A 24,387-nucleotide genomic window follows, 5' to 3' on the forward strand; every position below is an offset into this window, starting at 1 on the left:
TTAAATTAATTCTGCTAATTCTTTGCCTACTAAACTACCAATTGCAACTCCCATACCGCCTAAACGAACTCCACAAAACACATTGTTTGACAATTGTTTTACAATTGCTTTTTTCTGGCTTCCAACCCCCATAATACCACTCCATCTATGGTCAATTTCAAAATCCGTATTAGGTAAAATCGTGTTTTTTAAAATTTCTTCTAATTTATTTTGAATTAAAGCAGTTTCTCCGAATTCTGATGTCTCCTCGGTTTTAAAATCTAAATTTCTACCACCACCAAACAAAATTCTATTATCAATATTTCTAAAGTAATAATATCCTTTATCTAAATGAAAAGTACCTTTTATAGCTAAGTTTTTAATTGGTTTTGTAATTAATACCTGTGCTCTTGCTGGTTTTACATTTTCGTTAAGTAATTCATTTGCAAATCCATTTGTTGCAATACATAATTTTTTTGTAGAAAATGTTATTTGATTCGTTTTAATAATAACCTTTTCGTTACTATCTAAATACTCATCTACCAGAATGTTATTAATAATTTTTATACCTAACGATTGCGTTAACTCTAGTAACTTTGCAGCCATTTTACCCGTATTTATCTGACCTTCAAATTGATTAGTAATATAATTTTGATGTATATTATTAAATTTAAAAAAATTAGTATCATCTTTAAAAACAGCTGCTTTAAATAACGGTTTTAAAAGTTTATTAACCGCTGTTTTTTGAGACAAACAAGCTTCATAAAGGCTTGAATCATTAAATAATTCATACCCTTTGTTTTGTTGAAAATCAATATTTTCATCTCCTAATGTTTTTCTTAGCAATTCTAAACCTTTCCATCGCTTTTCTACTAAGTTATAAACCTCTTCTTCAGTATGTGTTTTTAAGTCATCAATTAATTCAGACAAGCTACCAAAACACGCAAATCCTGCGTTTTTAGTACTAGCTCCCTGTGGTAATATTCCTTTCTCTAAAACTACTATTTTTGCTTTTGGATGTGTGTGTTTTAATGCTAAAGCACAATTTAAACCTACAATTCCACTACCAACAATAGTAAAATCAACATTCGTAAACCATTCTTTTAACTCCCAATAACTGTAATTCAACATCATAAAAAACTAACTATATTTGTAAACTGGCACATTGCTTGAATATCTAAAATTAAACAATATAAAGTAAACTTATGAAACTATTCGGAATCTTAATTTTTGCCCTTAGCTTTACTCAGTGTGCAAGCATTAAACTAGAAACAACTCCTCCTTTTACTATAAAGTCTGCCTCTTACTCTCATATTACAGGTGGTTTACCTGGTAATAGTAGTCTTAATTTAATGATTGAATTTTCTGCAAACAAAAGTATCGATTTTAAAAATGTTTATTTCCAAAACAGAATAGTTACAGCTGTTATTGAAGAAAAACAAAGTAAAAACTACATTGCTGCTCGTTATAAAACCTCAACTAACAACAATAAAGCTGATTTAGTTTTAAATGCAGACCCTAAAAAAGAATACGGAAATACAGCTAAGAAACAAGAAAAATTCCCTTTTGAATTAAAAGAAAATGAAGCTATCGTTTCTTATAAAATAGATACTAAAACTCTTTACTATAAAATAGAAAATATAAAAAAAGAAAGAAAGATTTTTATGCCCTCTTCAAAACCTCAAAACTAACAAAAAACACCTTTTAAAAAGGTGTTTTTTGTTTTTGGCACGTATTTTGAAAACTACATAAGTATAACCATAATATAACAGCTTATGAAACGTCTAAAATTACTATTCTTATTTATTACTGCAAGTATAACGTTAACATCGTGTGTAGTTCAGAATGAAATAATTGACGGCAACGATTTTTCATTAAACGAATATGTATCGAGTTATGATTTATGGTATATTGATTATCATAGAACAGAAGGTTCAGGTGAAGTTCCTTTTTTATCTAAAGCATTTACCGTTTCTTTTTTAAATGGAACCATGTATGCTAATAACAATATTACTGATATAGGAAAAACAGGAAATGGTTTAGGAATTGCTGTTGGTTATTATGACACAAATCAGACAGTTTTAGAAACTGATCATGATCTTAATGGTAATTATAATTTTGAAGTGATTCAATTAAGTAATAATGAAATTAGAATAGATGATCTCTCTCAAAATGTAAGTTATTATTTAATAGGGTATCAAACAAATAATTTTGATTACGATAAATTATTTTATGAAAATATAGAATACTTTTTACAAGAATACGTTGCTTGGGAAAAAACCAATGAAGTAGATGGTACTCCAAATCCTTTTGATGAAGAACATTTTTTACAGTTTACACCTGAGAATGATGTAACATTTCGTTCATCTCATGACGCTTTTGGCACGAATATTGATTACCTGAATTGGGAATATATAGGGGGTTATGAAGTAGCAAATATTTCAGGTTATAACGACTTAAAATTTTTAACACTTAATTATGATGGTGGAGATACTGAAGAGTTTGAATTGAGCGTTATAAATGATGGAAAGATTAAACTCTTTCATATAAGTTCTGAAACAACGTACACTTTTTCTGGTAGAGGATTTGTACAATATTTAAAAGCTAAAAATAAAAGTATTACAAAAACTACTGTAAGGAATAACGGTAGAAAACGTACTAAAATACAACGTAAAACCGTTGATAGAAAATATTTAAAATAAAGTTTGGTTAGTTGATTTTTGGTTGGAGTAGTTACCAACTAAAAGATACCGCTCTAGAAGTAGAGCGGTTTTTCTTTTTTATAATATTTGCTTAACGTAAAATATTTTACCTTTATAGAAAAAAATAAAAATGCAACAAACCGCTTTAATTACAGGAGCAACTTCGGGTATTGGTAAAGAAACCGCTCGTATTTTTGCTAAAAACAACATTAACCTTATTATTTGTGGAAGGCGCACCGAAAAACTACAAGAACTCAAACAAGAGCTATCAGCCTTAACAAAAGTACATACATTACAATTTGATGTTCGTTATAAAGAACAAGTACAAGAAGCCATTGGCAACTTACCTGATGCATTTAAACATATTGATATTCTTATTAATAATGCTGGTAATGCACATGGCTTAAGTAGTATTCAAGAAGGAAGTATTGATGATTGGGATGCAATGATTGATGGAAACGTAAAAGGTTTATTATATGTTTCAAAAGCAATCATACCTCAAATGGTTGATAGAAACAACGGATTTATTCTTAATATTGGATCTATTGCAGGTAAAGACGTGTATCCTAACGGAAATGTATATTGCGCTTCAAAGTTTGCTGTAAACGCTTTAAATAAAGGAATGCGTATTGATTTAAACAAACATAATATTAGAGTTTCTGCTATTCATCCAGGATTAGTAGAAACTGAATTTTCAGATGTTCGTTTTAAAGGAGATACAGATAAAGCAAAAACTGTGTACCAAGGATATAAAGCATTGCAACCTGAAGATATTGCTGATATTATTTACTTTGTTATTAGCAGACCTTATCATGTAAATATTGAAGATTTAGTTGTTTACCCTACCGCACAAGCTACAGCAACTATTCTGAATAAAAATATATAATTAGTGATAAACAAACGTCTTTTAATTAAAAACCTACTTTCTCATAACAATGAGAATAGTTTTTATGATAAAAAACAAAAGCTTTCCTTAAATTCAAAAGAAGGAAAGGCTAAGTTTATAAAACACGTTTGTGCTCTATCTAACTCAAACCCCAATAACAACTCATACATTATTATTGGGGTTGAAGATGAAGAAAATAAGATTTTAGGAGTCGATTTTTATGATGATAGTAAAATTCAGAACTTAATAAACGCTTACTTAAACAATCCTCCAAAAATTGAATATGAAAATGTTCCTTTTCCGCGTTTACCTCGTCATAAAGTAATAGGTTTGGTTACTATTTATCCTAATAGTCAAATTACATCACTTTTAAAAAACAATTGGAAATACCGTAAAAACACTATTTTTTTTCGCAGAGGAAGTAATTCAATGCCTTCTGAAGGTAATTTTAAATTAAATGATGTAAATACTGCTATTGTAGCTGCAATTGAAAAAAATGCTAGCAATAATATAAAATTAACCCTCGATGGCGTTTTTGATTTTATAAATAATCACAAACCTGAGTACAATCCACAATACAAAGTATTTAACGAACAGTTTGTATTGTGTTGGGCAGGTAAAAAAAAACTAATTAACAATGAGGTATTTTATACTAGAGTAGATATTGAATTGATAAATGAACAAGTTCGTTTGTTTTTTTCTGCTTTAGATGATGTGCAAATTACCTACAACGAACAATCGTTTATAATTACCGAATACATTGTTTTAGGTATTGATGAAAGCAAAAAACATTATCCGCTAGAAAAAACAATTATTCATTTTAAAGGTAATGGAAAACACGATATTGTTACCGAATTTTTGTTTAAAGCACCTATATACAACCCTACTATTTTAAATCACATTTACGATAATAACAATCGTATTATTACCAAAATATTGAGTAACAAAGTGCTTTCGGTAACAGAGAGTGAAAATGTTTACAAGTTACCTACCTCCTATTTAATATGTTATTTAAACGGGTTTTTAGAAGCTCCACAACAATTAAAAAAAGCAAAAAACTACATTAAAAGTTTAGAAAACAAAACTACTTATATAAAATACAAAGAAGCAATACGTGTTATACGTAAAGTTAGGTATAGTTAAAATAACTATGAAATCTAATTAAGACCTTGAGCGAATGGTTTTTATTAAATCTTTGAAAATCTTATATGCGCATCAAAATTAGTTTTCCTCATAATTAAATAACTCTTTTTTCAATTCCATTTAAGAGCAATACTTATGTGAACATTACATAAAATACTGCTAGGTTCAATTTTTATTCTCTATAAATTTTTACTCTCAAAAAAACATAACAAATTGATTAATAATATATTATTAATTATATTTGAAAGAGTTCTTTCGCGAGAAGATAGACATAAACCTTGAATGTCTTTAAATTGTTCAAGGGTTTAATCAATTGAAATTATTATTATTATGAAAAAACAAATTTTAAACCTTGGAAAAAAGTTAAACAAAAAAGATCAACAAGAAATTAAAGGAGGAAGAATATTTTTTGATTGTACCGACTTTTGCAGAAGTAGTTGGAGCAATAGAAATTATTACATACAACATCAATTAGAGGAGTATGGTATAGATTGGTCTCATTGTTCTTGTTAATCTTTAGAACATAATACGTTAATGATGGTCAGTATTTTTTAAATATTGACTATCATTTTTTTCATATTAAAACATAATTTATATTCTTGCTTGTATACGTATTATTAAATACAGAAATACTATGCTTTAATCAGTTCAAAATCATTTTTTTCAAACTCTTTCCCATTAATAATTATTGATAATTGATGTTTCCCTAGGTGAAATTTTCGGGTTGTAATTACCTTAAAAGATTGTTTACGATTAATTATTGTTGATGAATTTTTTAGATACTCCTTTTCACTTATTTTAAACACTTTCTTTGATAAACTCCCATTTGCTTTTTGGTAATAAAGTCCATATTCTAACCTTACTTTTGAAGGTGAGCTATTTGTGTTTTTAAGTTCAAATGTAAATTCTAAAAATGTTCCTATTTTAACTTTAGGTGTAATAATTTCTAGATTATTAATTTTGAATTTTTCAACAGAACCAAATCCAAATAATTTCAGAACATCTAAATCTCCTTGTTTTAAAAGTGTTCTACAAGCGTGTTTAATTACCCAATCTACTTCTGCTGTTTTTCCTTGCCAACTTTTAACAAGTCTAATAACCATATTTGGGTTATCTTTTGAAATATCGTTTAAATTATTTGCTACACTTCTTCTTACACTTTCTGATTTATCATCTTTTAACCGTTCAAGAATAGGAATAATTGGAGCAGGGTTGTTTTTTAACGAAGGAATAGCCATCGCCCAAGGTAACCTTGGCCTACAACCTTCTGTAGCAAGCCTCCTAACCATTGTGTGTTTATGCTTTGACCATATATACATTTGTTTTATCATTTCAACTTCATATTTTATGATAAATGGTCTAACAGCAAATTCACAACTTGTAAATTGCGTTATTTGTTCAAATGTTTCTATAGATTTAGTATAATTTTCTAAACCATATAACTCAATAAAATCTGGAAGAAACATAAATTCAATACTATTTTCCTTAATTCCATTTTTTTCTAATTGATGGATTAACCTTAAAATTGTATCTATGTTTTCATCAAAATTTTCAGACAAATGATTTTTTAACACAATTGAGATATGTCTCATTCGTTGTTTTAATTCTCGATTCTCCCATTTATTATCATAAATACATTTTAAAAATGACTTTTTATCAAAGTCAGATTTTACTTGTATTAATGTGTTAACAAAAGAATCAAAGAATTTTTGATTGTAAATATTTTTAAATAGTTCTGCCATTATTTTCTATAGTAGTTTCTTTGTATTATACACAACAGTCTCGCACAACCGTTAGTTACGAGTAAAATTAGTTTTTATTTTAACACAAGCTTTGACAATTTCATGTTTTGTTTCTTTCGTTTGTAATGATTTTGTATTACTTGATTCAAATAAATTTTTGTTCTAATCAGTTCAAATTTTAATTCGTTTAAAAGCTTAGAAAGTAAAGAAGAACACCACTCAATAAAACCGGAATTGTTGTTAGTCTCATTTCAATCATTCTCTTGTGCCACCACACTTTCTTTTAACTATTGTTTATAACTTACCAAAAATAAACACAAGTCAAAAATCATAAATCTTTTTTCATTTTACTACTTAAAACAGGGTTATATTAAAAATAACGCAAAAAAAAATATGCGCATTTAATTAAGAGTATAAAAAATATTTAAAATGATATATTTTATAAACGTTAAAACAGTTTTAATAAATCAGCTAAATAGTACTATCTTAAAAAGTATCTTTGTGCTTTATTTATTTTTTATATGGCTATAAACACGCTTTTAATAACACCTCCTTTTACACAATTAAATACAGCGTATCCTGCAACGGCATACATTAAAGGTTTTTTAGAATCTAAAAATGTAAAAGCAACACAAATGGATTTAAGTATTGAGTTGTTTACCGCAGTGTTTACCAAAGAATTTATAGATGCTATTTTTAAGCAAGCTGAAATGCTTGGTAATAGCGATTTTCCATTGGTTTATAAACAAAAGCAAGAATATATAAATAAAGTAGATTCTGTAATGAATTATTTACGTGTGCAAGAAGTTACTGCTGCGTATCAGATGGTACATAAAGATTATTTACCACATGGCCATAGGCGTAATAAACTAAATAAAGATTTAACTACCGAATTCGGAAAATTAGGGATTTTAGACAAAGCCAAACACATTGCTACATTATTTGTTGAGGAGTTAGGTGATTTTATAAATGCCAATGTTGATGAATTTTTCTCTTTTACACGCTATGCTGAACAACTAGGAAGATCTGCCTCTAGTTTCGATACTATTGATGAGTTTTTACAATATGAAACTACATTAATAGAAGATGAAATGTTGTATTTGTTAGATGAAAAATTACAACAAGATACGTATGATTTAATCTGTTTTACAGTTCCTTTTCCTGGTAATTTATTTTCTGCATTACGATGTGCTCAGTTTATAAAAAAGCAATATCCTAATATAAAAACTGCTATGGGTGGTGGCTATTGTAATACAGAATTAAGACGCTTGTCTGATCCTCGAATTTTCGATTTTATAGATTTTATTACCTTAGATGATGGTGAGGGACCTTTATTAAAAATTACTAAATTTTTAGACGGTAAAATAAATGAAGATTCTTTAGAAAGAACTTTCATTTGTAAAAATAACAAGGTCGTTTATACCAATAAAATACCAAACACTATATTCCATCATAAAAACTTACCTGCTCCTAGTTATTTAGGGCTTCCAACAAATAAATATTTATCTTTTTTAGATGTAATGAATCCGATGCACAGAATGTGGTCTGATGGTAAATGGAATAAACTAACCATTTCTCATGGGTGCTATTGGAAACAGTGTTCTTTTTGTGATGTTACTTTAGATTATATAGGAAATTATCAAAATACGACAGCAGATGATTTAGTAAATAAAATTGAAAAAATAATATCAGAAACTGGTATTACAGGTTTTCATTTTGTTGATGAAGCTGCGCCGCCGAAAATGTTGAGAGCTCTAGCAAATAAGCTACTAGAAAGAAAGGTTTATATTACTTGGTGGACCAACATTCGATTCGAAAAAACATTTACACCTGAACTTTGTTCTTTATTATCAAAATCTGGCTGTATTGCTGTTACTGGTGGTTTGGAAGTTGCTTCTGATAGGTTATTAGCGAAAATGAAAAAAGGAGTAGATATTGGTCAAGTTGCTAGAGTTACCAGAGCTTTTGCTGATGAAAACATTATGGTACATGCTTATTTAATGTTTGGTTTCCCTACAGAAACAGCGCAAGAGACTATTGATTCTTTAGAGGTTGTTCGTCAGTTATTTCAAAACAATTGTATTCAATCTGCTTTTTGGCATATGTTTGCTTGTACTAGTCATAGCCCCGTTGGTAAAAACCCTGATGAATTTTCAATTAACATTACAGGTCCCGAATTTAAAGGTTTTGCAGAGAATGATTTGTATCACGAAGATCCTACAGGTGCTGAACATCATTTATATAGCGAAGGATTAAATACCGCTTTAAACAATTACTTAAATTACAAAGGATTTGAAATTCCTTTACATAAATACTTCGATTTTAAAATACCTAAAACAACCCAACAAACTAATTTAATAGAAGGTTTTTTGACTGTGTAGTTTTTTGTTTAACTCTTATTTACACAAAATTCAACTTAGAAAATTGTTTGTTTAATATTTTAGCATCATCAACCTTAAGCCATTTACCTAATAATGTTGCATAGATTTCTCTAAAATCAATTTCGTGCTTTAAATCACCATTGGCATCTAAATTTTGTAAGTCGGCTAAATCATTATACATTCCTTGTTTTTTTAGATTTTTACTTATTACAAAAACATTGTTCGCTGTACCATGATCGGTACCATTTGCAGCATTTTGTTGCACCCTACGGCCAAATTCAGAAAAAGTAATAATCAATGTATCTTTAAGAGTATTGTTTTTCTCTAAATCATTTACAAAAACCTCCATGCTATCAGCATATAACTCTAATAAGCGTGCTTGCTTATTTTTTTGATTTACATGGGTGTCAAATCCGCTTAAAGCTGCATAATACACTTGAGTTTCTAATCCTGAATTTATAAACTCTCCAATCGTTTTTAATTGTTTTCCAAACACGTTTTTAGGATACTTTGCTTTAGAGGTTGTTGTTTTTCTTTTCTCATAAATATGTTTTGCAGATGATTTTGCATCAATCATTGTATTATATAAATAACCTAAGTTGTGTTCGCTTAAATGAGTATCATTGTAATGATTTAAAACATCATTAAAAAATGGTTGTTTTAACGACTCGTAAAACAATTTAGGATTCGTTACTGCTAATCCGTTTTGAAGCGCTCCTTTTAGCATTAAAGACAAGCTTTCGTCTACCTCTATTGCTTTATAAGGCTTTGATTTTGTTTCATCTAAAAAACGACCTACCCAACCACTTTGTAAATACTCATTACTATCACTTGCTGTTTGCCAAATATCTGTCGAACGAAAATGTGAACGATTCGGATTTGGGTATCCTACATTGTTAATAATACTTACATAACCTTTATCATACAATTTTTGTAACGGGGCCAAACTTGCATGTAAACCAACCTCATCATTTAATTGTAATAATTTATTCTTCGGAATTGCAATTCCACTTCTTTTTCGATAATAAATATCATTTCTAAAAGGAACAACCGTATTTAAACCATCATTACCTCCTTTTAATTGAATGATTACAATTTTTTTATTACTAAATAATTGTTGAGCATTTTGTTCAAAGGCCTTTACAAACTGAGGAACAAAAAATAATCCTCCAGACGCTAATGATGTTCTTTTTATAAAATTTCTTCTATCCATTTCTTTTACTTTTTAACATAATTGATATTCTGGTAACGATAGTAACTGCACACAAAAATCTCTTTTTGAAACAAACTCGCTATTCTCTAGTAATTCTAAAGTTCCTTTATTTATAGGACTCTTAATAACCTGATCAATTAATTCTTTATTAGTTTTTGTTGGATAATTATTTTCAAAAACCTTCCAATCTGCTGCTACTTTTATAAAAGTTCTTCTTCTTAATTTTTTCTCACTAAAATCTTTTACATCTTCTTCTAATTCTCCTTTGTCGGAATAAGTAATTTCTGCATTATTTAACAATACAGATGCTAGTCGCAATCGAGTAACAATGGTATTACTATCAATCCATGTCCTCCCTCCTTTCCACCCAGCAACATTTGGTGGATTTAATAATACTTGTCCTAATAATTTTTGAATAAACAAACTTTGTTTGTTTTTTTCTATTGAAAACGGAACTATAGTATGCATTCCTACTAGAAATTCAATTGGCGATTTTATTTTCACACCTATATTTTCTTCAGCATAAAACCAATCTGAACTCAATACAAAATGCATTAATTCTTCAATGTTATAATTTGAATAAAACTTCGAAACCATTTCATCTATATGATTAGAATTAATTGTGTTATTTACAAAATAACGATATATTTTTTCACATATAAAACGAGCACATTGTTTTTGTTTTAAAATAATATCAATAATATCATCTCCATCAAAATATCCTGTTTTACCTAAAAATGTTTTCTCTCCATTGTCATGTTGTTTTTTTCTAAATTTAAACTCCCCATAAAAATTATGATTGTATCCTGTAAATGCTCTCGCACTTTCTTTAATATCTTTTTCGGTATAATTTCCTTGTCCAAGGGTAAACAACTCCATCAATTCCCGTGCAAAATTTTCATTCGGACTTTTCTTTCTATTTTGCTTATTATTTAAATACTTTAACATTGCTGGTTCTTTAGCAATAGCTTTTGTGAATGTTTTAAAACTACCTAATGAATGTGATCGCAATAAGTTATTATATCGTTGAAAAAAACGAATATCTTTATCTTTACAAACAAAAACGTTTGCCCAAAAAAGAGTCATTTTTTCACGTAATAATTCTGAAGGGTTATACAGTCTTTCTAACCAAGCCTTATTTAATTCTAATATTTTTCCTTTACTTATTTTCGTCAGCTCTCTTCGTCTCTTTTTATTTTTAAAATCTTCTTTTGTTAAATTTAAAGCAAAAGAGATATCAATGGAAATAGGCATTACTTTTTTTGACTCTTGAAAAAGAGAATCAATAATTTGTTTTTTAGATTTTCCTTTAAGTTTTTTAAGTTGAAAAGGAGTAATTCCAAAACCAATACGGTTATATAAATGTTGAATGTGTTTTGTATTCATATTAATTGGACTTAAAAAATAATAAAAGGTTTAAAAAAAGAACCCTCGCAATTGCGAGGGCTTATATTAAAAAAAATAAATTACTATTTTCCTCCGTCTAATTCATCTTGCCATTTTAATAATTCTTCCCATTTACCTTCGTAAGCTAATTTAGCCTGTTTTGGCCATGTATTTGGTTTATGAATTCGATAACGATCTCCTCCGCTATTTAATACTTCTTGGCATTTTTCTATTGAAGCCTCACCTAAATCTTTCCATGTTTTAATATCAAAAGTGTGAAATAAGCCTTCAATTTTTGGTCCGATTCCTTCCACAATCTTCAAGTCATTCTCTTTAATTTTTTTACCAAATACCGCTTTTGCTAATGTAGCTTCAAAAGGAATTAGGATTGGTGACTCTGTAAAAGATGATGCTACATTTTTGATACTTGAAACATCAGCCGCCTTACTTGTAAAACTTGATTTTGCTAATAATAAATCAGACTCTAAGTTTAATTTACTCTTGTTACATGTATTTAAATCAGCTTCTAGAGCTAATCTTGTCTTATTACAAGCTCCTAAATCTGCTTCCAAATTTAATTTACTCTTATTACATGTATTTAGGTCGGTCTCTAAAGCAGATCTTTTCTTACCACATTCTTCTAAAGCTTCTTCTAAGCTCGTTACTTTGTTTTTCCATATATCTAGCTCTTCTTTATTTTTCTCTCTTCCGAAAAGCCTTCCTAATAAATACCCTAATATTGCACAAATAACTCCAACTAATAATGGAATTAACCAACATGGTATATGCATTGCTAATAAATTCATAATTTTATTTTTTTGATTTAGTTATTGTTACTACAATTCTTCTATTTTTTACTCTTCCTTCTTTGGTTGCATTATTAGCAATTGGTTCATTTTGACCTTTTGAAGAAGTTTCTATATTCTCTTTTAAAATACCATTTTGTACCAAATAGTCTTTCACAAAATCTGCTCGTTTTTGACCAAGATTCATATTGTTTTCAGAATTACCAGTATTGTCTGTATGTCCTATTACTTGAACAATCATTCCTAGTTTATCAATACAACTAGAAATACTTGTAAATTTTTCACGTTGTTCTTTTGATAAATTAATATGAGCTTTACCAGAATCAAAATAAAGTTTTAAAGGATTTTCTTTAATTGTTTCACAAATTTCTTTAAACTCTTTATCTTTTAAAGTAGCCTCATCTGTTCTTGTAAAAATATCGAACGATAAAGGTCCTAAGAAGTCCTTATTTTTATCAGAAACAATATCATCTTTTAATCCACCAAATGTGTTAATTACTTTAGATGATATTCCTTTAGTTGTCATGTAGTTTTTTACAGAGTTAGCTCTTGCTAAACCTAAATTTGAAAATGCTGAATTATTTGTTTCATTACTGGTATAATACCCTGTAATATTAAAACGTTTGTTTCCATTTGCATCTAAATACTCTTTAAGATTTAAAATACCTTTATTTAAATTTTCTGAAACAGTATTATTAATAACAAAGTTAGATTCGTTAAAATTAAAGCCCTCATCAATTGAAAATTTAAAATCTCCATTAGCATCGTTAATGCTGAATGGAATAAAAGTTGGTTTTTTTACTTTAGGTTTTGCAACATTATCTTGGGATGCTTCTTTACTTGTTTTATTTACATCACAGCTTTGTTTTTCACAACAAACACTACAACATAAATACCAATACAAAAGGCTACCAACAACAATCGTTAACAAGATACCTAATAAATAAGTTGATTTTTTACTCATTTTATAGTTATTTAAGTTACTGATTGTGAATTTATTAAAAATTTATTAAATATAATAATTTAATACGTTAAGAACATTTTAAGAAATACTATTAAATTTATGTTAACTCTTTAATTTTATTGAAACATTTTTTTTTAATAGGCGTCTCTTAAGTATAAACCTAATCTTTAAAAAAACATACACCATGAAAACAATTGTATTTACCATATTAGCGATCACATTATCCTTCGGAACCATTACTGCTTCAGAATTGAACAAATCAAATACTAAAACTTCTATTGAATACCCAAATATTAGTACTTTTTGTAAGTTAATTGTTGCTGGTAATTACGATGCTGTTAAAATGTTAATTGAAAACGGAACTAATATTAATAGAAAATCAACAGGCTTAACCCCGTTAATGTTTGCTGCAAGATATAATAAAGTAGAAATTGTTAAATTATTAATTAAAAAAGGTGCTAAATTAAAAGTTAAATCTGGAAAAGGTTATACTGCTCTTAATTATGCAAAAATGTCTAAAGCAAATGAAGCTTATAACGTTTTATTAAGTGCTTTAGATAAATAGTCTTAGAAAATATAGTTATTTGAATTAAAAAAGGCTTCACAAATTGTGAAGCCTTTTCAATATAATTAAATGTTGATTATCAATTTATAAATCGAACTTTATTCCTTGCGCTAAAGGCAATTCATCAGAATAATTTACAGTATTTGTTTGTCTTCTCATGTAAACTTTCCAAGCATCAGATCCAGACTCACGTCCACCACCTGTTTCTTTTTCACCTCCAAAAGCACCACCAATTTCAGCACCAGATGTTCCGATGTTTACATTTGCAATACCACAATCAGAACCAGCGTATGATAAGAACTTTTCAGCTTCTTTCATTTCGTTTGTCATAATTGCAGAAGATAATCCTTGAGCAACACCATTTTGTTTTGCTATTGCATTTTCAACTTCTCCAGAATACTTCATTAAATATAAAATTGGAGCAAAAGTTTCATGTTGAACAATTTCAAAATGGTTTTCTGCTTCAATAATAGCTGGTTTTACGTAGCATCCGCTTTCGTAACCTTCTCCTTCTAAAACTCCACCTTCAACTAATACGTTACCTCCTTCAGCTTTTGCTTTTTCAATTGCAGCTAAATAAGTATTTACAGCATCATGATCAATTAACGGCCCAATATGATTCTTTTCATCTAAAGGGTTACCAATAGTTAATTGCCCATAAGCACCAACAATTGCATCTCTTACTTTATCGTATACAGATTCGTGAATAATTAATCTTCTTGTAGAAGTACAACGTTGTCCACAAGTTCCAACAGCACCAAATACAGCACCAGGAACAACCACTTTTAAATCAGCAGTTGGTGTAATAATAATTGCATTGTTTCCTCCTAATTCTAATAAAGATTTTCCGAAACGTCCTGCAACTGTTGCTCCAACAATTCTTCCCATTCTTGTAGAACCTGTAGCAGATACTAAAGGAATACGAGTATCGGTAGTCATCATTTCACCAACCTTGTAATCTCCATTAATAATACAAGAAATTCCTTCTGGTAAATTATTTTGTTTTAAAACATCAGCAATAATATTCTGACATGCTACAGCACATAAAGGTGCTTTTTCAGAACCTTTCCAAACACATACGTCACCACAAATCCAAGCTAAAGCTGTATTCCAAGCCCAAACTGCAACAGGAAAATTAAATGCAGATATAATACCAACAACACCAATTGGGTGCCATTGCTCTCTCATTACGTGTCCTGGACGTTCAGATGGAATTGTTTGACCATTTAATTGTCTTGATAATCCTACAGCAAAATCACAGATGTCAATCATTTCTTGAACTTCACCGTAACCTTCTTGTAAAGATTTACCCATTTCGTAAGAAACTAATTTACCTAAAGGCTCTTTTAAATCTCTTAATTTATTACCAAACTGACGAACAATTTCTCCTCTCTGTGGAGCTGGCATATCTCTAAAACTTAAAAAAGCTTTAGTTGCCGTATCCATTACCTTATCGTAATCTTCTCTTGTAGTCGCTTTTACTTTTCCTATTAACTTTCCATCAACTGGAGAGTAACTTTCAATAATTTCTCCATTAGAAAAATTGTTAGAACCTGTAGAAGTTCCATCATTTATATCCTTTACTCCTAATTGAGCTAAAGCTTCTTTAATTCCAAAATCTGCCATTTTGTTGTTCCGTTTTTGTTGTTTACATTCGAAGAACGAAATTACAAATAAATTTACATATATCTAAATTCAACAAAAACAATACTTATTGTTTAATTTTAAACATTTAATTATGAGGAAACTTCTTTTCATTGCTTCAATTTTTTTAATCTCATTTGGTTGTAAAACAGAAAAAACACCATCAACAAAAGAAGTTTCTGAAAAAGTAAATGATTTTGCTATTATAATTCATGGTGGTGCAGGAACTATTTTAAAGAAAAATATGTCTGATGAAAATGAAGCTGCTTATAAGGCTAAATTAGAAGAAGCTATAAAAATTGGTCATACTATCCTTAAAAATGGAGGTACAAGTCAAGAAGCAGTTATGAAAAGCATTCAAATTATGGAAGAATCTCCATTATTTAATGCTGGTAAAGGAGCTGTTTTTACCCACGAAGAAACGAATGAATTAGATGCTTCTTTTATGGATGGAAGAACATTAAATGCTGGTGCTGTTGCGGGTGTAACAAGTGTAAAAAGTCCAATAGAACTAGCTATAAAAGTTATGACAGATTCAGATCATGTGATGCTTTCAGGAAAAGGTGCAGCAATTTTTGCTAAAGAAAAAGGGTTAGAAACTGTTGATCCTAGTTACTTTTATACAGAAAAACGTTTTAAATCTCTTCAAAGAATAAAAAACAAAAATAAAACAGCTTTAGATCACGACGATAAAAAGGCTGCTTTTTATGATGCTGATATTAAAAATGCAAAGTTCGGAACTGTGGGTTGTGTAGCTTTAGATAAAAGTGGAAATATTTCTGCTGGAACTTCTACTGGTGGAATGACTAATAAACGTTGGGGTAGAATTGGTGATTCACCTGTTATTGGTTCTGGTACCTATGCTAACAATAAAACTTGTGGTGTTTCTTCAACTGGTTGGGGTGAATATTTTATTAGAGGGCAAGTAGCTTATGATATTTCTGCACAAATGGAGTATCAACAAAAAACATTAAAAAACGCAACAAAAGATGTTATTCAAAATAAACTTACTGCGCTTGGTGGTACTGGTGGTGTTGTGGCTTTAGATAAAAATGGAAACATGTCTTTTGAATTTAATACCGCGGGGATGTATAGAGCTTCAATGAACGACAAAGGTAATTTAGTAGTGAAAATTTATAAAGAATAAGTTTTTTATAAACCTATTAAAAAGGCTTATTACTCATTTAAAATTTATAATTAATACCTGTATAAACACCTATAAAATATGGTTTAAATCCATTCTCGTTTTTATTAAATGTATTAAATTGACTTTTAAACATTGGGTTTAAATTTAAAGACCATTTTTTATCAAACTGATAATTAAAATTAACACCTACATTTCCACTAAAATTAATATTATTTAAATTATTTGCTTTTCCTGATTTAGTAAAGTTATTTGCTTTTAAATCTATTGCGTTTTTATTTAAAAAAAGTGAGCTAAAACCTGCAACTAATTCTGTTTTAAACTTTCTATTTTCTAATACGTTATATTTTATTTCTACCGGAATTTCTATATAACCATATACTTGAGATAAATTTGCATTTTGTTTTACTGTATTTAATGAAAAACTACCTAAAGAAGAATCTTCTAAAGAATAAATATCTCCTGAATTAAGTGCAATAGTAGAACTACTAGAACTTGTTTTATTTATAGTAATTTGACTGTTAGAAAACTGCATTTCTTGTAAATGAACGCCTGATTGAATTGTCCATTTATTATTCAACTGATAACCAACTTGTATACCATAAGAATAAGAATTATTTCCTCGTGTTGAATTTCCTAAATTTTTATTAATTGGAGAAGCATTAGAAAAAGAATTAGAATTTAAAACTGCAACAACAGGTGAAATTTTCCATAGTTTTTTAGTATTCTTTTTTTCTTCTTTATTACTATTATTCAGAACAACTAAAATATCTTTTTTAATATATTTCTTTTTAGTTTTATTCTTATTAGTTAAAGCTTGGTTTTCAGCTAAATTAGAAGGCACTTCTGCTTTTATTAAAACATCTTTTTTAGCAGTTTCTATTTTAGGCTTAATAGCATCTATATTTTCTTTTTCATTCGCATTTATTGCATATTTATTTTCATCGATACCTTTTACTATTTCCTTTTTAGCTTTATTTAATACATTCTGTTGAGGCTTATTTGCTATTAAAAATAAAGTTTCTTTCGTCTTTTCTTTTCGTAATTTTTTCTTTTCTTTAGAAGTCTTTATTGTTTTTGTTACTATTATTTCTGGTTGCTTTTTATTAAAAGAATCTTTAGTTTTTGTGGGTCTTAAATCTGGAATATTCATCTCTGGGGTTGCAATAATTATTGGTGCATCATTATTCTTATTTACAGAATCATTAGGAAAAGAAAACAATAAAAACCCTAAAACTAAAACAACTGCTATTCCTCCAGAAAACCACCACATTGGTAATACTCTACGTTTTCTTTTTTTTAAGTCAGACTCAATATTATTCCAAACTCTTTTTGGTGGAGTTACCTCTAAATTTTTTAATTTTTCAGTAAATAATCTATCTATATCTCTATTTTCCATCAGTTATGCTTTTTGTTCTTTTTGTTGATGAATTTCTAATTTGTTTTTTAAAATTTTTCTGCCTCTAGATAAATTAGATTTAGAAGTGTTTTCAGAAATTTTTAAAAGATCTGCAATTTCTTTATGAGAATAATTATCTAACACATATAGATTAAAAATTAAACGGTATCTATCTGGCAATTGTTGAATAAAAGATAATAAAACATCAATACTAAATATTTCATTTTCTAAATAAACTTCTTCAATTTCATCGTTTTCAGGTACTTCTTTTACAATTTCTAAAGGTGCTTTTTCTCTATATTTTTGAAGTGCTGTATTAATAGTAATACGTTTTAACCACCCCTCAAAAGAACCTTTGTTTTTATATTGTTTTATTTTACTAAAAATCGTTAAAAAACTATCTTGTAAAGTATCTTCTGCATCTTGATAATTTCTAGAATACTTAAGACAAATCGGAAAAAGTTTATCAGCAAATAGCTGATAAACTTCAGATTGTGCTGCCAACTTTTGTTGGCAGCACCCTTTTATGAGTTTTTCTAATTTGATAGTGTTAATTTACTGGAATTACAATTTCTTCAAAAATGTTTTTACCATCAGTATCTTTTCCTTTGTAAAATTTAAAAAGATAATCTTCTTTCTGTAATGCATTAACAACTAATTTATATTCTTTTTGAGTTATAACTTCTGAACAAGTATTATCTAAACTTACAATTGCTCTAACTGCAACAGTTCTTGTTGTATCTTTATACTCGTATAAAACGTCATTAAAACGATAACAACTATTAGCTAATGTATATTTTATAAAAATAGTATCTTTTTCACTGTATGTAAAACTATTAGGCGCTGATACTTCATCTATTTTAATAAATTCATACTTGTAATTTGGTAAATCATCATTATTTAAACATGATGATAATAAAATTATACTAATTAATAATACTGCTAGATTTTTCATAATTTTAATATTTAAGAGTTGGATAATTATTTTCACATACTACTGAAGTTGGTTTTTTAATAATGCTACAATCTGAAACAATACCAAATTCTTTGTTAAACTCATTTTCTGCTTTTGTATAAGCAGCTATTTTTTTTAAAAATAATATAGTATCTATATTTTTTGAATAAGTTATGTAACCTTTAAAACCTCCACATGCTTTTGCGCCATATCCAACAAAACTCCAATTACTTGAATTCGAGCAAGTTTCTTTATTAGACATGTCTTGGATTTCATTAAAAAGGTTCATTAGTTTTTCATGTGCAATTTCTTGTGCTGTTAATTCTCTTTTAATAACTAAAGTTGTTTCTGTTAGAGAAATAATTCTCCATTTTTGACTACTATTTTCCTTATAAATAGTAATAACACTATTTTCTAACTTATAACTCCCTTCAATATTAAAGTATGATAATGGAGGTGTACCGCACCAACCAGAAGTTTTTTCTTTATAATTTCCATTTGTTTTAAATGAAATTCCATAATTATTTTCAGGTAAAGAATTACTTTTTGAAAAGGATGTTTTACCTTCTGTATAATTTACATCGGTCCAGTTACCAATTAATAAATTATCTTGATCTTGAATAATTTGATTATTTTTTTCACAAGAAACTAATGTTATTATAAAAATTAAGGTGATAATTTTTCTCATAGTTAAGGTTGTTTATTTTATGTTTTAAATAATTTTAATCCACAATTTGTGGTTCTTTTATTACAAGATGTAAAAAGATATAAAAGGTTGCGTCTATTAATCTTATTTTTGTAAAATATATGGAAGACAAGATTTTTAATATTAAAAATTCAGAAGAAATTGAACAAGTTGCTTTAGATGTTTTTAAACATCAGTTTACAAACAATAAAGTGTACCGTTCTTTTTGTGATTTGTTATATATTCATTCATCAGATGTAAAGACTATTGAACAAATTCCTTTTTTGCCAATTCAATTTTTTAAAACAAAAGAAATACTTTCATCTACTGATAAAATTAAAGAAACATTTTCTAGTTCTGGAACTACTGGAAGTATAACTAGTAAACATCATGTTACAGATTTATCGTGGTATGAAACTAGTTATTTAAAAGGTTTTAATTATTTTTATGGAGATATAAAAGAATATGTTGTTTTAGCATTATTACCTAATTATTTAGAAAGAAAAGGATCTTCATTGGTGTATATGGTTGATGATTTAATTAAAAAATCTGAACAAGCTGAAAGTGGTTTTTACCTCAATAATTTAGAGGAATTAGCAAAAAAACTCATTGAATTAGATAAAAAAGGTCAAAAAATATTACTTATTGGCGTTTCTTTTGCTTTATTAGATTTAATTGAACAGCAAAAATTTAACCTTAAAAATACCATTATTATGGAAACTGGTGGAATGAAAGGGAGAAGAAAAGAGCTTATAAGAAACGAATTACATCAAATTTTAGGAGAAGGATTTGGGGTTCAAAAAATTCATTCAGAATATGGAATGACCGAATTGTTAAGTCAAGCTTACTCTAAAGGAAACGGTGTTTTTAATTGCCCGCCTTGGATGAGTATTTTAATTAGAGATACTGAAGATGCTTTAACTATTTTACCAAAAGAAAAATCAGGCGGAATTAATGTTATCGACTTAGCTAATTATAATTCTTGTTCTTTTATTGCAACTCAAGATTTAGGAAAAGTATACACTGATAATAGCTTTGAGGTTATTGGTCGTTTTGATAATTCTGATATCCGTGGATGTAATTTAATGGTTTTATAGAAACAAACCGATTGGTCTGTTTTGTTTTTTTACTTATCTTTAAAAAAATTACAAAACGAAATGGCTAAACAGGGTAGAGAAAAAATTATTACAACTGCTTTTACTTTATTTTTAAATAAAGGGTATCAAAAAACCAGTTTAAATGATATTATTCTAGCTACCAACTCATCAAAAGGTGCTATTTACCATCATTTTAAAAATAAACACGCTATTTATTTAGCTGCTTTAGACGAGTACTTTTTTAAACTTTACGAAAATATTCTTATTGATGATTCAACATTATCATTGCAAAAAAGAATAAAAAATAGGTATACATTTTTCGTTGATTTAATTGATTTTGTTGAAAAATCTGGAGGAGATCTTTTATTCCCTATTCGACGTTATTTTTTATTTCAACTAGAAAGTGAAAGTGATGATATTATTAGAACAAAGGTTCTTGAAACTTTATATGAATACCATATAGAAATAGAAAATATTATTCATACTTCTATAAAAAGCAAAGAAATTAAAATATCTCTTTCTGCATCTGTAATTGCTCAACAATTAATTAGTATGATTGAAGGTATTGCTATTCATCATTCTACTTTAAAAAAAGATTGTAAACTTTTTTTGCTTCAAAAATATGATGAAGTTATTCATCCGTATATAACCTTATTAACAAACCAAAATCATACGAATATATAATATGAAAAACTGGGCAGAAAATGTACAATGGAATCCTTCAGAAATTGCGTATCCATCTACAGAAATAGAAATTCAACAAGTGGTTTTAAAAGCTGCAAATTCTAATAAGAAAATACGAACAATCGGTACTGGTCATTCTTTTACAGCATTAAGCCAAACAAGTCATATTTTAGTTAGTTTAGATAAATATCAAGGACTGTTATCAATAAATAAAGAGAAATGTCAGGCAACAGTTAAAGGAGGCACAAAATTAAAATTATTGGGAGAATTGCTATTCAATGAAGGCTTAGCTATGGAGAATTTAGGAGATATTGATTCTCAATCCATCGCTGGTGCCATTAGTACAGGTACACATGGTACAGGTATTGGGTTTGGATCTATAAGTACACAAGTTATTGAATTGAAATTTATTAATGGTAAAGGTGATATTATTGAATGTTCAACTACTAAAAATGAACAATTATTTAAAGCTGCTAGTCTTTCTTTAGGTTGTTTAGGTATTATTACTGAAATAACCATACAATGTGTGCCTTCATATAAGTTAACTTTACAAAATAACAGAGAAAACATACATGATGTATTGGCTACTTTAGATCAGCGTAATAAAGAAAACAGAAATTTTGAATTTTTCTGGATTCCCTATACAGACACTGCCTGGACAAAAACAACCAATATTGTAGAAAATACAGCGCCAGATAAAGATAATTTTTTTAATTATTGGACTGAATTTTTCTTAGAGAACCACATATTTAAACTCGTCTGTGAATTTGCTAGATATTTCCCTTCACAAAATAAAACCGTAGCTAAAATAACAGCTGCAAACATTAGTACTATTAAAAAAGTATACTATAGTCATAAAATATTTGCGACACCTCGCATTGTAAAGTTTCGTGAAATGGAATACAACATACCATCTGAAACATATAAAGATGTATTTAAAGATGTTCAGAATTTAATAAACAAAAAAAAGTTTAATATTCATTTTCCTATTGAAAATAGATGGGTAAAAGGTGATGATCTTTTATTAAGTCCTGCATATAAAAGAGACTCAACCTACATTGCCTGTCACGTATATAATAAAAAAGAATGCGAACCTTATTTTACTGCTTTAGAAGAAATTTTTAGAGCTTATGATGGAAGACCACATTGGGGAAAAATGAATACTCTTAAAACTAATGATATATCTACAATGTATCCTGAGTTTACTACATTTATGCAACTAAGAAAAGAAAATGACCCTAATGGAGTTTTTATCAATCCATATCTTAAAAAGTTATTTAGTATTTAAAGGTTGGTAATGAAAAAAATAACAGACGAAACATATTTTAAAGCACTCAACTTAAGTTTAAAAAACTATAAGAGAGCCATACCATGCTTATTAATAGATTTAGATAGATTAGATACTAATATTAAGACTTTAAAAGCAACACTGTCTACTGCTATTAATTTTAGATTAGTTGTAAAATCATTGCCTTCATATAACTTGATAGATTATATTTTAAAAAAGACAAACACACATAAATTAATGGTGTTTCATCAGCCTTTTTTAACAGATTTAACATCAAAACTAAATGAAAAACATGATGTTTTAATAGGAAAACCGATGCCAATTAAAACTGCTGAATATTACTATAATAATTTACCCAAAAACAGCACTAGTTTTAATCCTTATCAACAAATACAATGGTTAGTAGATTCTGAACAACGGATACAAGAATATATTGATTTAGCTAAAAAACTAAATCAAAAATTGCATTTAAATATTGAAATTGACGTTGGCTTACACCGGGGAGGATTTATGACTCTTAACGCACTAAGAAACGCGTTATCAATTATGGCATTGAATAGTAAATACATTGAATTTAGTGGATTAATGGGCTATGATCCACATGTGGTAAAATTACCTAGTATTATTCGTTCAAAAGAGAAAGCTTTACTGTTGGCAAATACTTTTTATCAAAAATGTAAAGATCTTATTAAAAAAGAATTTTCTTCATTATGGTCAAATAGATTAACTTTTAACGGATCAGGAAGCCCTACATTAAACCTACATACATCCAATAATTCTCCTTTAAATGATATTTCTGTGGGATCATGTTTAGTAAAACCAACTACTTTTAATATTCCTTCTTTAAAAGAATATCAAGCAGCATGTTATATAGCAACACCTGTTTTAAAAAAGTTTAAAGGAACAACACTTCCTGCTTTAGAAAGGTTTAAAAACTTATTAAATCTTATAAATTCTAAAAATAAAATTTCTTATTTTATTTATGGTGGATATTGGAAAGCAGATTATTGCTATCCCATTAACATAAAAGAGAATGGTTTATTTGGCATATCAACCAATCAAACAATGGTTAATACTAGTAAAAAAAATATATTAGAAATAGATGATTTTGTATTTTTACAACCTCAACAAAGTGAATTTGTTTTTCTTCAATTCGGTGAATTATTACCTATTAGAAAAAATAATATTCAACAGCCTTGGCAATTATTAAAAAACAACTAATTGTAATTATTTTATATTTTCATCGACTACCTTTAAAATTAAAAACAATGAAACAAAGACTAACCTATATTTTATTAATACTTTCTACTGTTCTCCTTGCTCAAAAAACAGATTATAATACCAAAAATGGATACGTTGCTGAAGGCTATGATGTTGTTTCATATTTTGTAGATAAAAAACCTTTAGAAGGAAAAAAGAAACTTCAAATTATGCATGATGGAGCAAAATTTAAATTTTCTTCTGAAAAAAACTTACAACTATTTAAAACAAACCCAATAAAATATATTCCTCAATATGGTGGATATTGTGCCTATGCAATTGCCGCTAAAAAAACTAAAATGTATATAGATGCTGAAGCTTATGAAATAAGAGATGGCAAATTATATTTGTTTTATAACTCTTGGTTTTCGAGTGCTTTAGATGTTTGGAAAGAAGGAGACACTAAAAAATTACAAACTCAAGGAGATAATAATTGGGAAGTATTAAAAAATAAAAAACAGTAA

24 protein-coding genes are annotated in these 24,387 nt (G+C 28.1%); 13 read left to right on the forward strand and 11 right to left on the reverse strand.

All coding sequences use genetic code 11. The features are described 5' to 3' along the window. On the reverse strand, positions 1 to 1,107 hold the full coding sequence (locus tag H518_RS0105260; protein WP_028888096.1) for an NAD(P)/FAD-dependent oxidoreductase: 1,107 nt from the start codon (positions 1,105 to 1,107) through the stop codon (positions 1 to 3). Positions 1,108 to 1,184: 77 nt separating this feature from the next. Between H518_RS0105260 and H518_RS0105265 the strand changes: the two genes are divergently transcribed. From H518_RS0105265 to H518_RS0105285, 5 genes are all read left to right on the forward strand, one after another. Beyond that, positions 1,185 to 1,670 carry a hypothetical protein gene (locus H518_RS0105265; protein WP_028888097.1) on the forward strand — a complete coding sequence of 162 codons (486 nt, stop codon included), beginning with the start codon at positions 1,185 to 1,187 and terminating at the stop codon, positions 1,668 to 1,670. Positions 1,671 to 1,754: 84 nt separating this feature from the next. Then, positions 1,755 to 2,681, forward strand: a complete 927-nt coding sequence (locus H518_RS0105270; protein ID WP_028888098.1) for a hypothetical protein — start codon at positions 1,755 to 1,757, stop codon at positions 2,679 to 2,681. Positions 2,682 to 2,811: 130 nt separating this feature from the next. Continuing rightward, a complete protein-coding gene (locus H518_RS0105275) occupies positions 2,812 to 3,567 on the forward strand; it encodes an SDR family NAD(P)-dependent oxidoreductase (RefSeq protein ID WP_028888099.1) in 756 nt (251 codons plus the stop codon). A 3-nt stretch (positions 3,568 to 3,570) separates the two neighbouring features. Continuing rightward, positions 3,571 to 4,710: an ATP-binding protein gene (locus tag H518_RS0105280; protein WP_028888100.1), complete on the forward strand. Its 1,140-nt coding sequence runs from the start codon at positions 3,571 to 3,573 to the stop codon at positions 4,708 to 4,710. Positions 4,711 to 5,040: 330 nt separating this feature from the next. Continuing rightward, complete coding sequence (locus tag H518_RS0105285; RefSeq protein WP_028888101.1) at positions 5,041 to 5,223, forward strand: hypothetical protein; 183 nt, start codon at positions 5,041 to 5,043, stop codon at positions 5,221 to 5,223. A gap of 119 nt (positions 5,224 to 5,342) precedes the next feature. On the opposite strand, the gene H518_RS0105290 is transcribed toward H518_RS0105285, so the two are convergent. Continuing rightward, positions 5,343 to 6,452 carry a DNA alkylation repair protein gene (locus tag H518_RS0105290; RefSeq protein ID WP_028888102.1) on the reverse strand — a complete coding sequence of 370 codons (1,110 nt, stop codon included), beginning with the start codon at positions 6,450 to 6,452 and terminating at the stop codon, positions 5,343 to 5,345. A 521-nt stretch (positions 6,453 to 6,973) separates the two neighbouring features. Here H518_RS0105290 and H518_RS19280 point away from each other — a divergent pair. Then, positions 6,974 to 8,833 carry a B12-binding domain-containing radical SAM protein gene (locus H518_RS19280; protein WP_043706540.1) on the forward strand — a complete coding sequence of 620 codons (1,860 nt, stop codon included), beginning with the start codon at positions 6,974 to 6,976 and terminating at the stop codon, positions 8,831 to 8,833. A 19-nt stretch (positions 8,834 to 8,852) separates the two neighbouring features. Here H518_RS19280 and H518_RS0105300 read toward each other — a convergent pair whose 3' ends face one another. The 4 genes from H518_RS0105300 to H518_RS0105315 all read right to left on the reverse strand — a co-directional run bounded on the left by H518_RS0105300 (position 8,853) and on the right by H518_RS0105315 (position 13,202). Then, the gene (locus H518_RS0105300) at positions 8,853 to 10,046 is read right to left on the reverse strand and encodes a DUF1501 domain-containing protein (protein WP_028888103.1); all 1,194 of its coding nucleotides are present in this window, start codon (positions 10,044 to 10,046) and stop codon (positions 8,853 to 8,855) included. A gap of 12 nt (positions 10,047 to 10,058) precedes the next feature. Then, on the reverse strand, positions 10,059 to 11,432 hold the full coding sequence (locus tag H518_RS0105305; RefSeq protein WP_043706542.1) for a DUF1800 domain-containing protein: 1,374 nt from the start codon (positions 11,430 to 11,432) through the stop codon (positions 10,059 to 10,061). A gap of 83 nt (positions 11,433 to 11,515) precedes the next feature. After that, on the reverse strand, positions 11,516 to 12,238 hold the full coding sequence (locus tag H518_RS0105310; protein ID WP_028888105.1) for a hypothetical protein: 723 nt from the start codon (positions 12,236 to 12,238) through the stop codon (positions 11,516 to 11,518). Between the two features lie 4 nt (positions 12,239 to 12,242). Beyond that, a complete protein-coding gene (locus H518_RS0105315) occupies positions 12,243 to 13,202 on the reverse strand; it encodes an OmpA family protein (RefSeq protein WP_043706545.1) in 960 nt (319 codons plus the stop codon). A 184-nt stretch (positions 13,203 to 13,386) separates the two neighbouring features. Here H518_RS0105315 and H518_RS0105320 point away from each other — a divergent pair, with 184 nt between their 5' ends. Beyond that, complete coding sequence (locus H518_RS0105320; protein ID WP_028888107.1) at positions 13,387 to 13,767, forward strand: ankyrin repeat domain-containing protein; 381 nt, start codon at positions 13,387 to 13,389, stop codon at positions 13,765 to 13,767. 84 nt (positions 13,768 to 13,851) lie between these two features. On the opposite strand, the gene amaB is transcribed toward H518_RS0105320, so the two are convergent. Next, complete coding sequence (gene amaB, locus H518_RS0105325; protein WP_028888108.1) at positions 13,852 to 15,393, reverse strand: L-piperidine-6-carboxylate dehydrogenase; 1,542 nt, start codon at positions 15,391 to 15,393, stop codon at positions 13,852 to 13,854. 112 nt (positions 15,394 to 15,505) lie between these two features. On the opposite strand from amaB, the gene H518_RS0105330 reads away from it, so the two are divergent. Continuing rightward, entirely contained in the window at positions 15,506 to 16,558 is a 1,053-nt protein-coding gene (locus tag H518_RS0105330; protein ID WP_028888109.1) for an isoaspartyl peptidase/L-asparaginase family protein, read from the forward strand. Between the two features lie 37 nt (positions 16,559 to 16,595). On the opposite strand, the gene H518_RS0105335 is transcribed toward H518_RS0105330, so the two are convergent. The 4 genes from H518_RS0105335 to H518_RS20410 are packed head-to-tail and all read right to left on the reverse strand — an operon-like array spanning position 16,596 to position 19,597. Continuing rightward, on the reverse strand, positions 16,596 to 17,954 hold the full coding sequence (locus tag H518_RS0105335; protein ID WP_028888110.1) for a porin family protein: 1,359 nt from the start codon (positions 17,952 to 17,954) through the stop codon (positions 16,596 to 16,598). A gap of 3 nt (positions 17,955 to 17,957) precedes the next feature. Further along, positions 17,958 to 18,458: an RNA polymerase sigma factor gene (locus H518_RS0105340; protein WP_407635131.1), complete on the reverse strand. Its 501-nt coding sequence runs from the start codon at positions 18,456 to 18,458 to the stop codon at positions 17,958 to 17,960. Positions 18,459 to 18,504: 46 nt separating this feature from the next. Beyond that, positions 18,505 to 18,909: a hypothetical protein gene (locus tag H518_RS0105345; RefSeq protein ID WP_043706570.1), complete on the reverse strand. Its 405-nt coding sequence runs from the start codon at positions 18,907 to 18,909 to the stop codon at positions 18,505 to 18,507. Between the two features lie 4 nt (positions 18,910 to 18,913). Further along, a complete protein-coding gene (locus tag H518_RS20410) occupies positions 18,914 to 19,597 on the reverse strand; it encodes a lipocalin family protein (protein WP_051263671.1) in 684 nt (227 codons plus the stop codon). A 119-nt stretch (positions 19,598 to 19,716) separates the two neighbouring features. Between H518_RS20410 and H518_RS0105355 the strand changes: the two genes are divergently transcribed. From H518_RS0105355 to H518_RS0105375, 5 genes are read left to right on the forward strand one after another with little or no spacing between them, the layout of a single operon-like run. Next, entirely contained in the window at positions 19,717 to 20,691 is a 975-nt protein-coding gene (locus tag H518_RS0105355) for a LuxE/PaaK family acyltransferase (protein WP_028888113.1), read from the forward strand. Between the two features lie 60 nt (positions 20,692 to 20,751). Then, positions 20,752 to 21,375, forward strand: coding sequence for a TetR/AcrR family transcriptional regulator (locus H518_RS0105360; protein WP_155995165.1), 624 nt, complete (start codon positions 20,752 to 20,754; stop codon positions 21,373 to 21,375). 1 nt (position 21,376) lies between these two features. Beyond that, on the forward strand, positions 21,377 to 22,663 hold the full coding sequence (locus H518_RS0105365; RefSeq protein WP_043706551.1) for a D-arabinono-1,4-lactone oxidase: 1,287 nt from the start codon (positions 21,377 to 21,379) through the stop codon (positions 22,661 to 22,663). A 9-nt stretch (positions 22,664 to 22,672) separates the two neighbouring features. After that, positions 22,673 to 23,884 (forward strand): alanine racemase, encoded by a 1,212-nt coding sequence (locus H518_RS19290; RefSeq protein ID WP_051263672.1) that lies wholly within the window; start codon positions 22,673 to 22,675, stop codon positions 23,882 to 23,884. 47 nt (positions 23,885 to 23,931) lie between these two features. Further along, positions 23,932 to 24,387: a YHS domain-containing (seleno)protein gene (locus H518_RS0105375; RefSeq protein ID WP_028888116.1), complete on the forward strand. Its 456-nt coding sequence runs from the start codon at positions 23,932 to 23,934 to the stop codon at positions 24,385 to 24,387.

Origin of the sequence: Tenacibaculum ovolyticum DSM 18103 (assembly GCF_000430545.1) — a bacterium.
GTDB classification, from domain to species: Bacteria; Bacteroidota; Bacteroidia; order Flavobacteriales; family Flavobacteriaceae; genus Polaribacter; species Polaribacter ovolyticus.

Excerpts from the sequence above, each read along its gene's own strand:
- H518_RS0105265 (WP_028888097.1), top strand. The coding sequence starts at position 1,185 with ATGAAACTATTCGGAATCTTAATTTTTGCCCTTAGCTTTACTCAGTGT.
- H518_RS0105270 (WP_028888098.1), top strand. The coding sequence starts at position 1,755 with ATGAAACGTCTAAAATTACTATTCTTATTTATTACTGCAAGTATAACG.
- H518_RS0105275 (WP_028888099.1), top strand. The coding sequence starts at position 2,812 with ATGCAACAAACCGCTTTAATTACAGGAGCAACTTCGGGTATTGGTAAA.
- H518_RS0105285 (WP_028888101.1), top strand. The coding sequence starts at position 5,041 with ATGAAAAAACAAATTTTAAACCTTGGAAAAAAGTTAAACAAAAAAGAT.
- H518_RS0105290 (WP_028888102.1), bottom strand. The coding sequence starts at position 6,452 with ATGGCAGAACTATTTAAAAATATTTACAATCAAAAATTCTTTGATTCT.
- H518_RS19280 (WP_043706540.1), top strand. The coding sequence starts at position 6,974 with ATGGCTATAAACACGCTTTTAATAACACCTCCTTTTACACAATTAAAT.
- H518_RS0105300 (WP_028888103.1), bottom strand. The coding sequence starts at position 10,046 with ATGGATAGAAGAAATTTTATAAAAAGAACATCATTAGCGTCTGGAGGA.
- H518_RS0105305 (WP_043706542.1), bottom strand. The coding sequence starts at position 11,432 with ATGAATACAAAACACATTCAACATTTATATAACCGTATTGGTTTTGGA.
- H518_RS0105310 (WP_028888105.1), bottom strand. The coding sequence starts at position 12,238 with ATGAATTTATTAGCAATGCATATACCATGTTGGTTAATTCCATTATTA.
- H518_RS0105315 (WP_043706545.1), bottom strand. The coding sequence starts at position 13,202 with ATGAGTAAAAAATCAACTTATTTATTAGGTATCTTGTTAACGATTGTT.
- H518_RS0105320 (WP_028888107.1), top strand. The coding sequence starts at position 13,387 with ATGAAAACAATTGTATTTACCATATTAGCGATCACATTATCCTTCGGA.
- amaB (WP_028888108.1), bottom strand. The coding sequence starts at position 15,393 with ATGGCAGATTTTGGAATTAAAGAAGCTTTAGCTCAATTAGGAGTAAAG.
- H518_RS0105330 (WP_028888109.1), top strand. The coding sequence starts at position 15,506 with ATGAGGAAACTTCTTTTCATTGCTTCAATTTTTTTAATCTCATTTGGT.
- H518_RS0105335 (WP_028888110.1), bottom strand. The coding sequence starts at position 17,954 with ATGGAAAATAGAGATATAGATAGATTATTTACTGAAAAATTAAAAAAT.
- H518_RS0105345 (WP_043706570.1), bottom strand. The coding sequence starts at position 18,909 with ATGAAAAATCTAGCAGTATTATTAATTAGTATAATTTTATTATCATCA.
- H518_RS20410 (WP_051263671.1), bottom strand. The coding sequence starts at position 19,597 with ATGAGAAAAATTATCACCTTAATTTTTATAATAACATTAGTTTCTTGT.
- H518_RS0105355 (WP_028888113.1), top strand. The coding sequence starts at position 19,717 with ATGGAAGACAAGATTTTTAATATTAAAAATTCAGAAGAAATTGAACAA.
- H518_RS0105360 (WP_155995165.1), top strand. The coding sequence starts at position 20,752 with ATGGCTAAACAGGGTAGAGAAAAAATTATTACAACTGCTTTTACTTTA.
- H518_RS0105365 (WP_043706551.1), top strand. The coding sequence starts at position 21,377 with ATGAAAAACTGGGCAGAAAATGTACAATGGAATCCTTCAGAAATTGCG.
- H518_RS19290 (WP_051263672.1), top strand. The coding sequence starts at position 22,673 with ATGAAAAAAATAACAGACGAAACATATTTTAAAGCACTCAACTTAAGT.
- H518_RS0105375 (WP_028888116.1), top strand. The coding sequence starts at position 23,932 with ATGAAACAAAGACTAACCTATATTTTATTAATACTTTCTACTGTTCTC.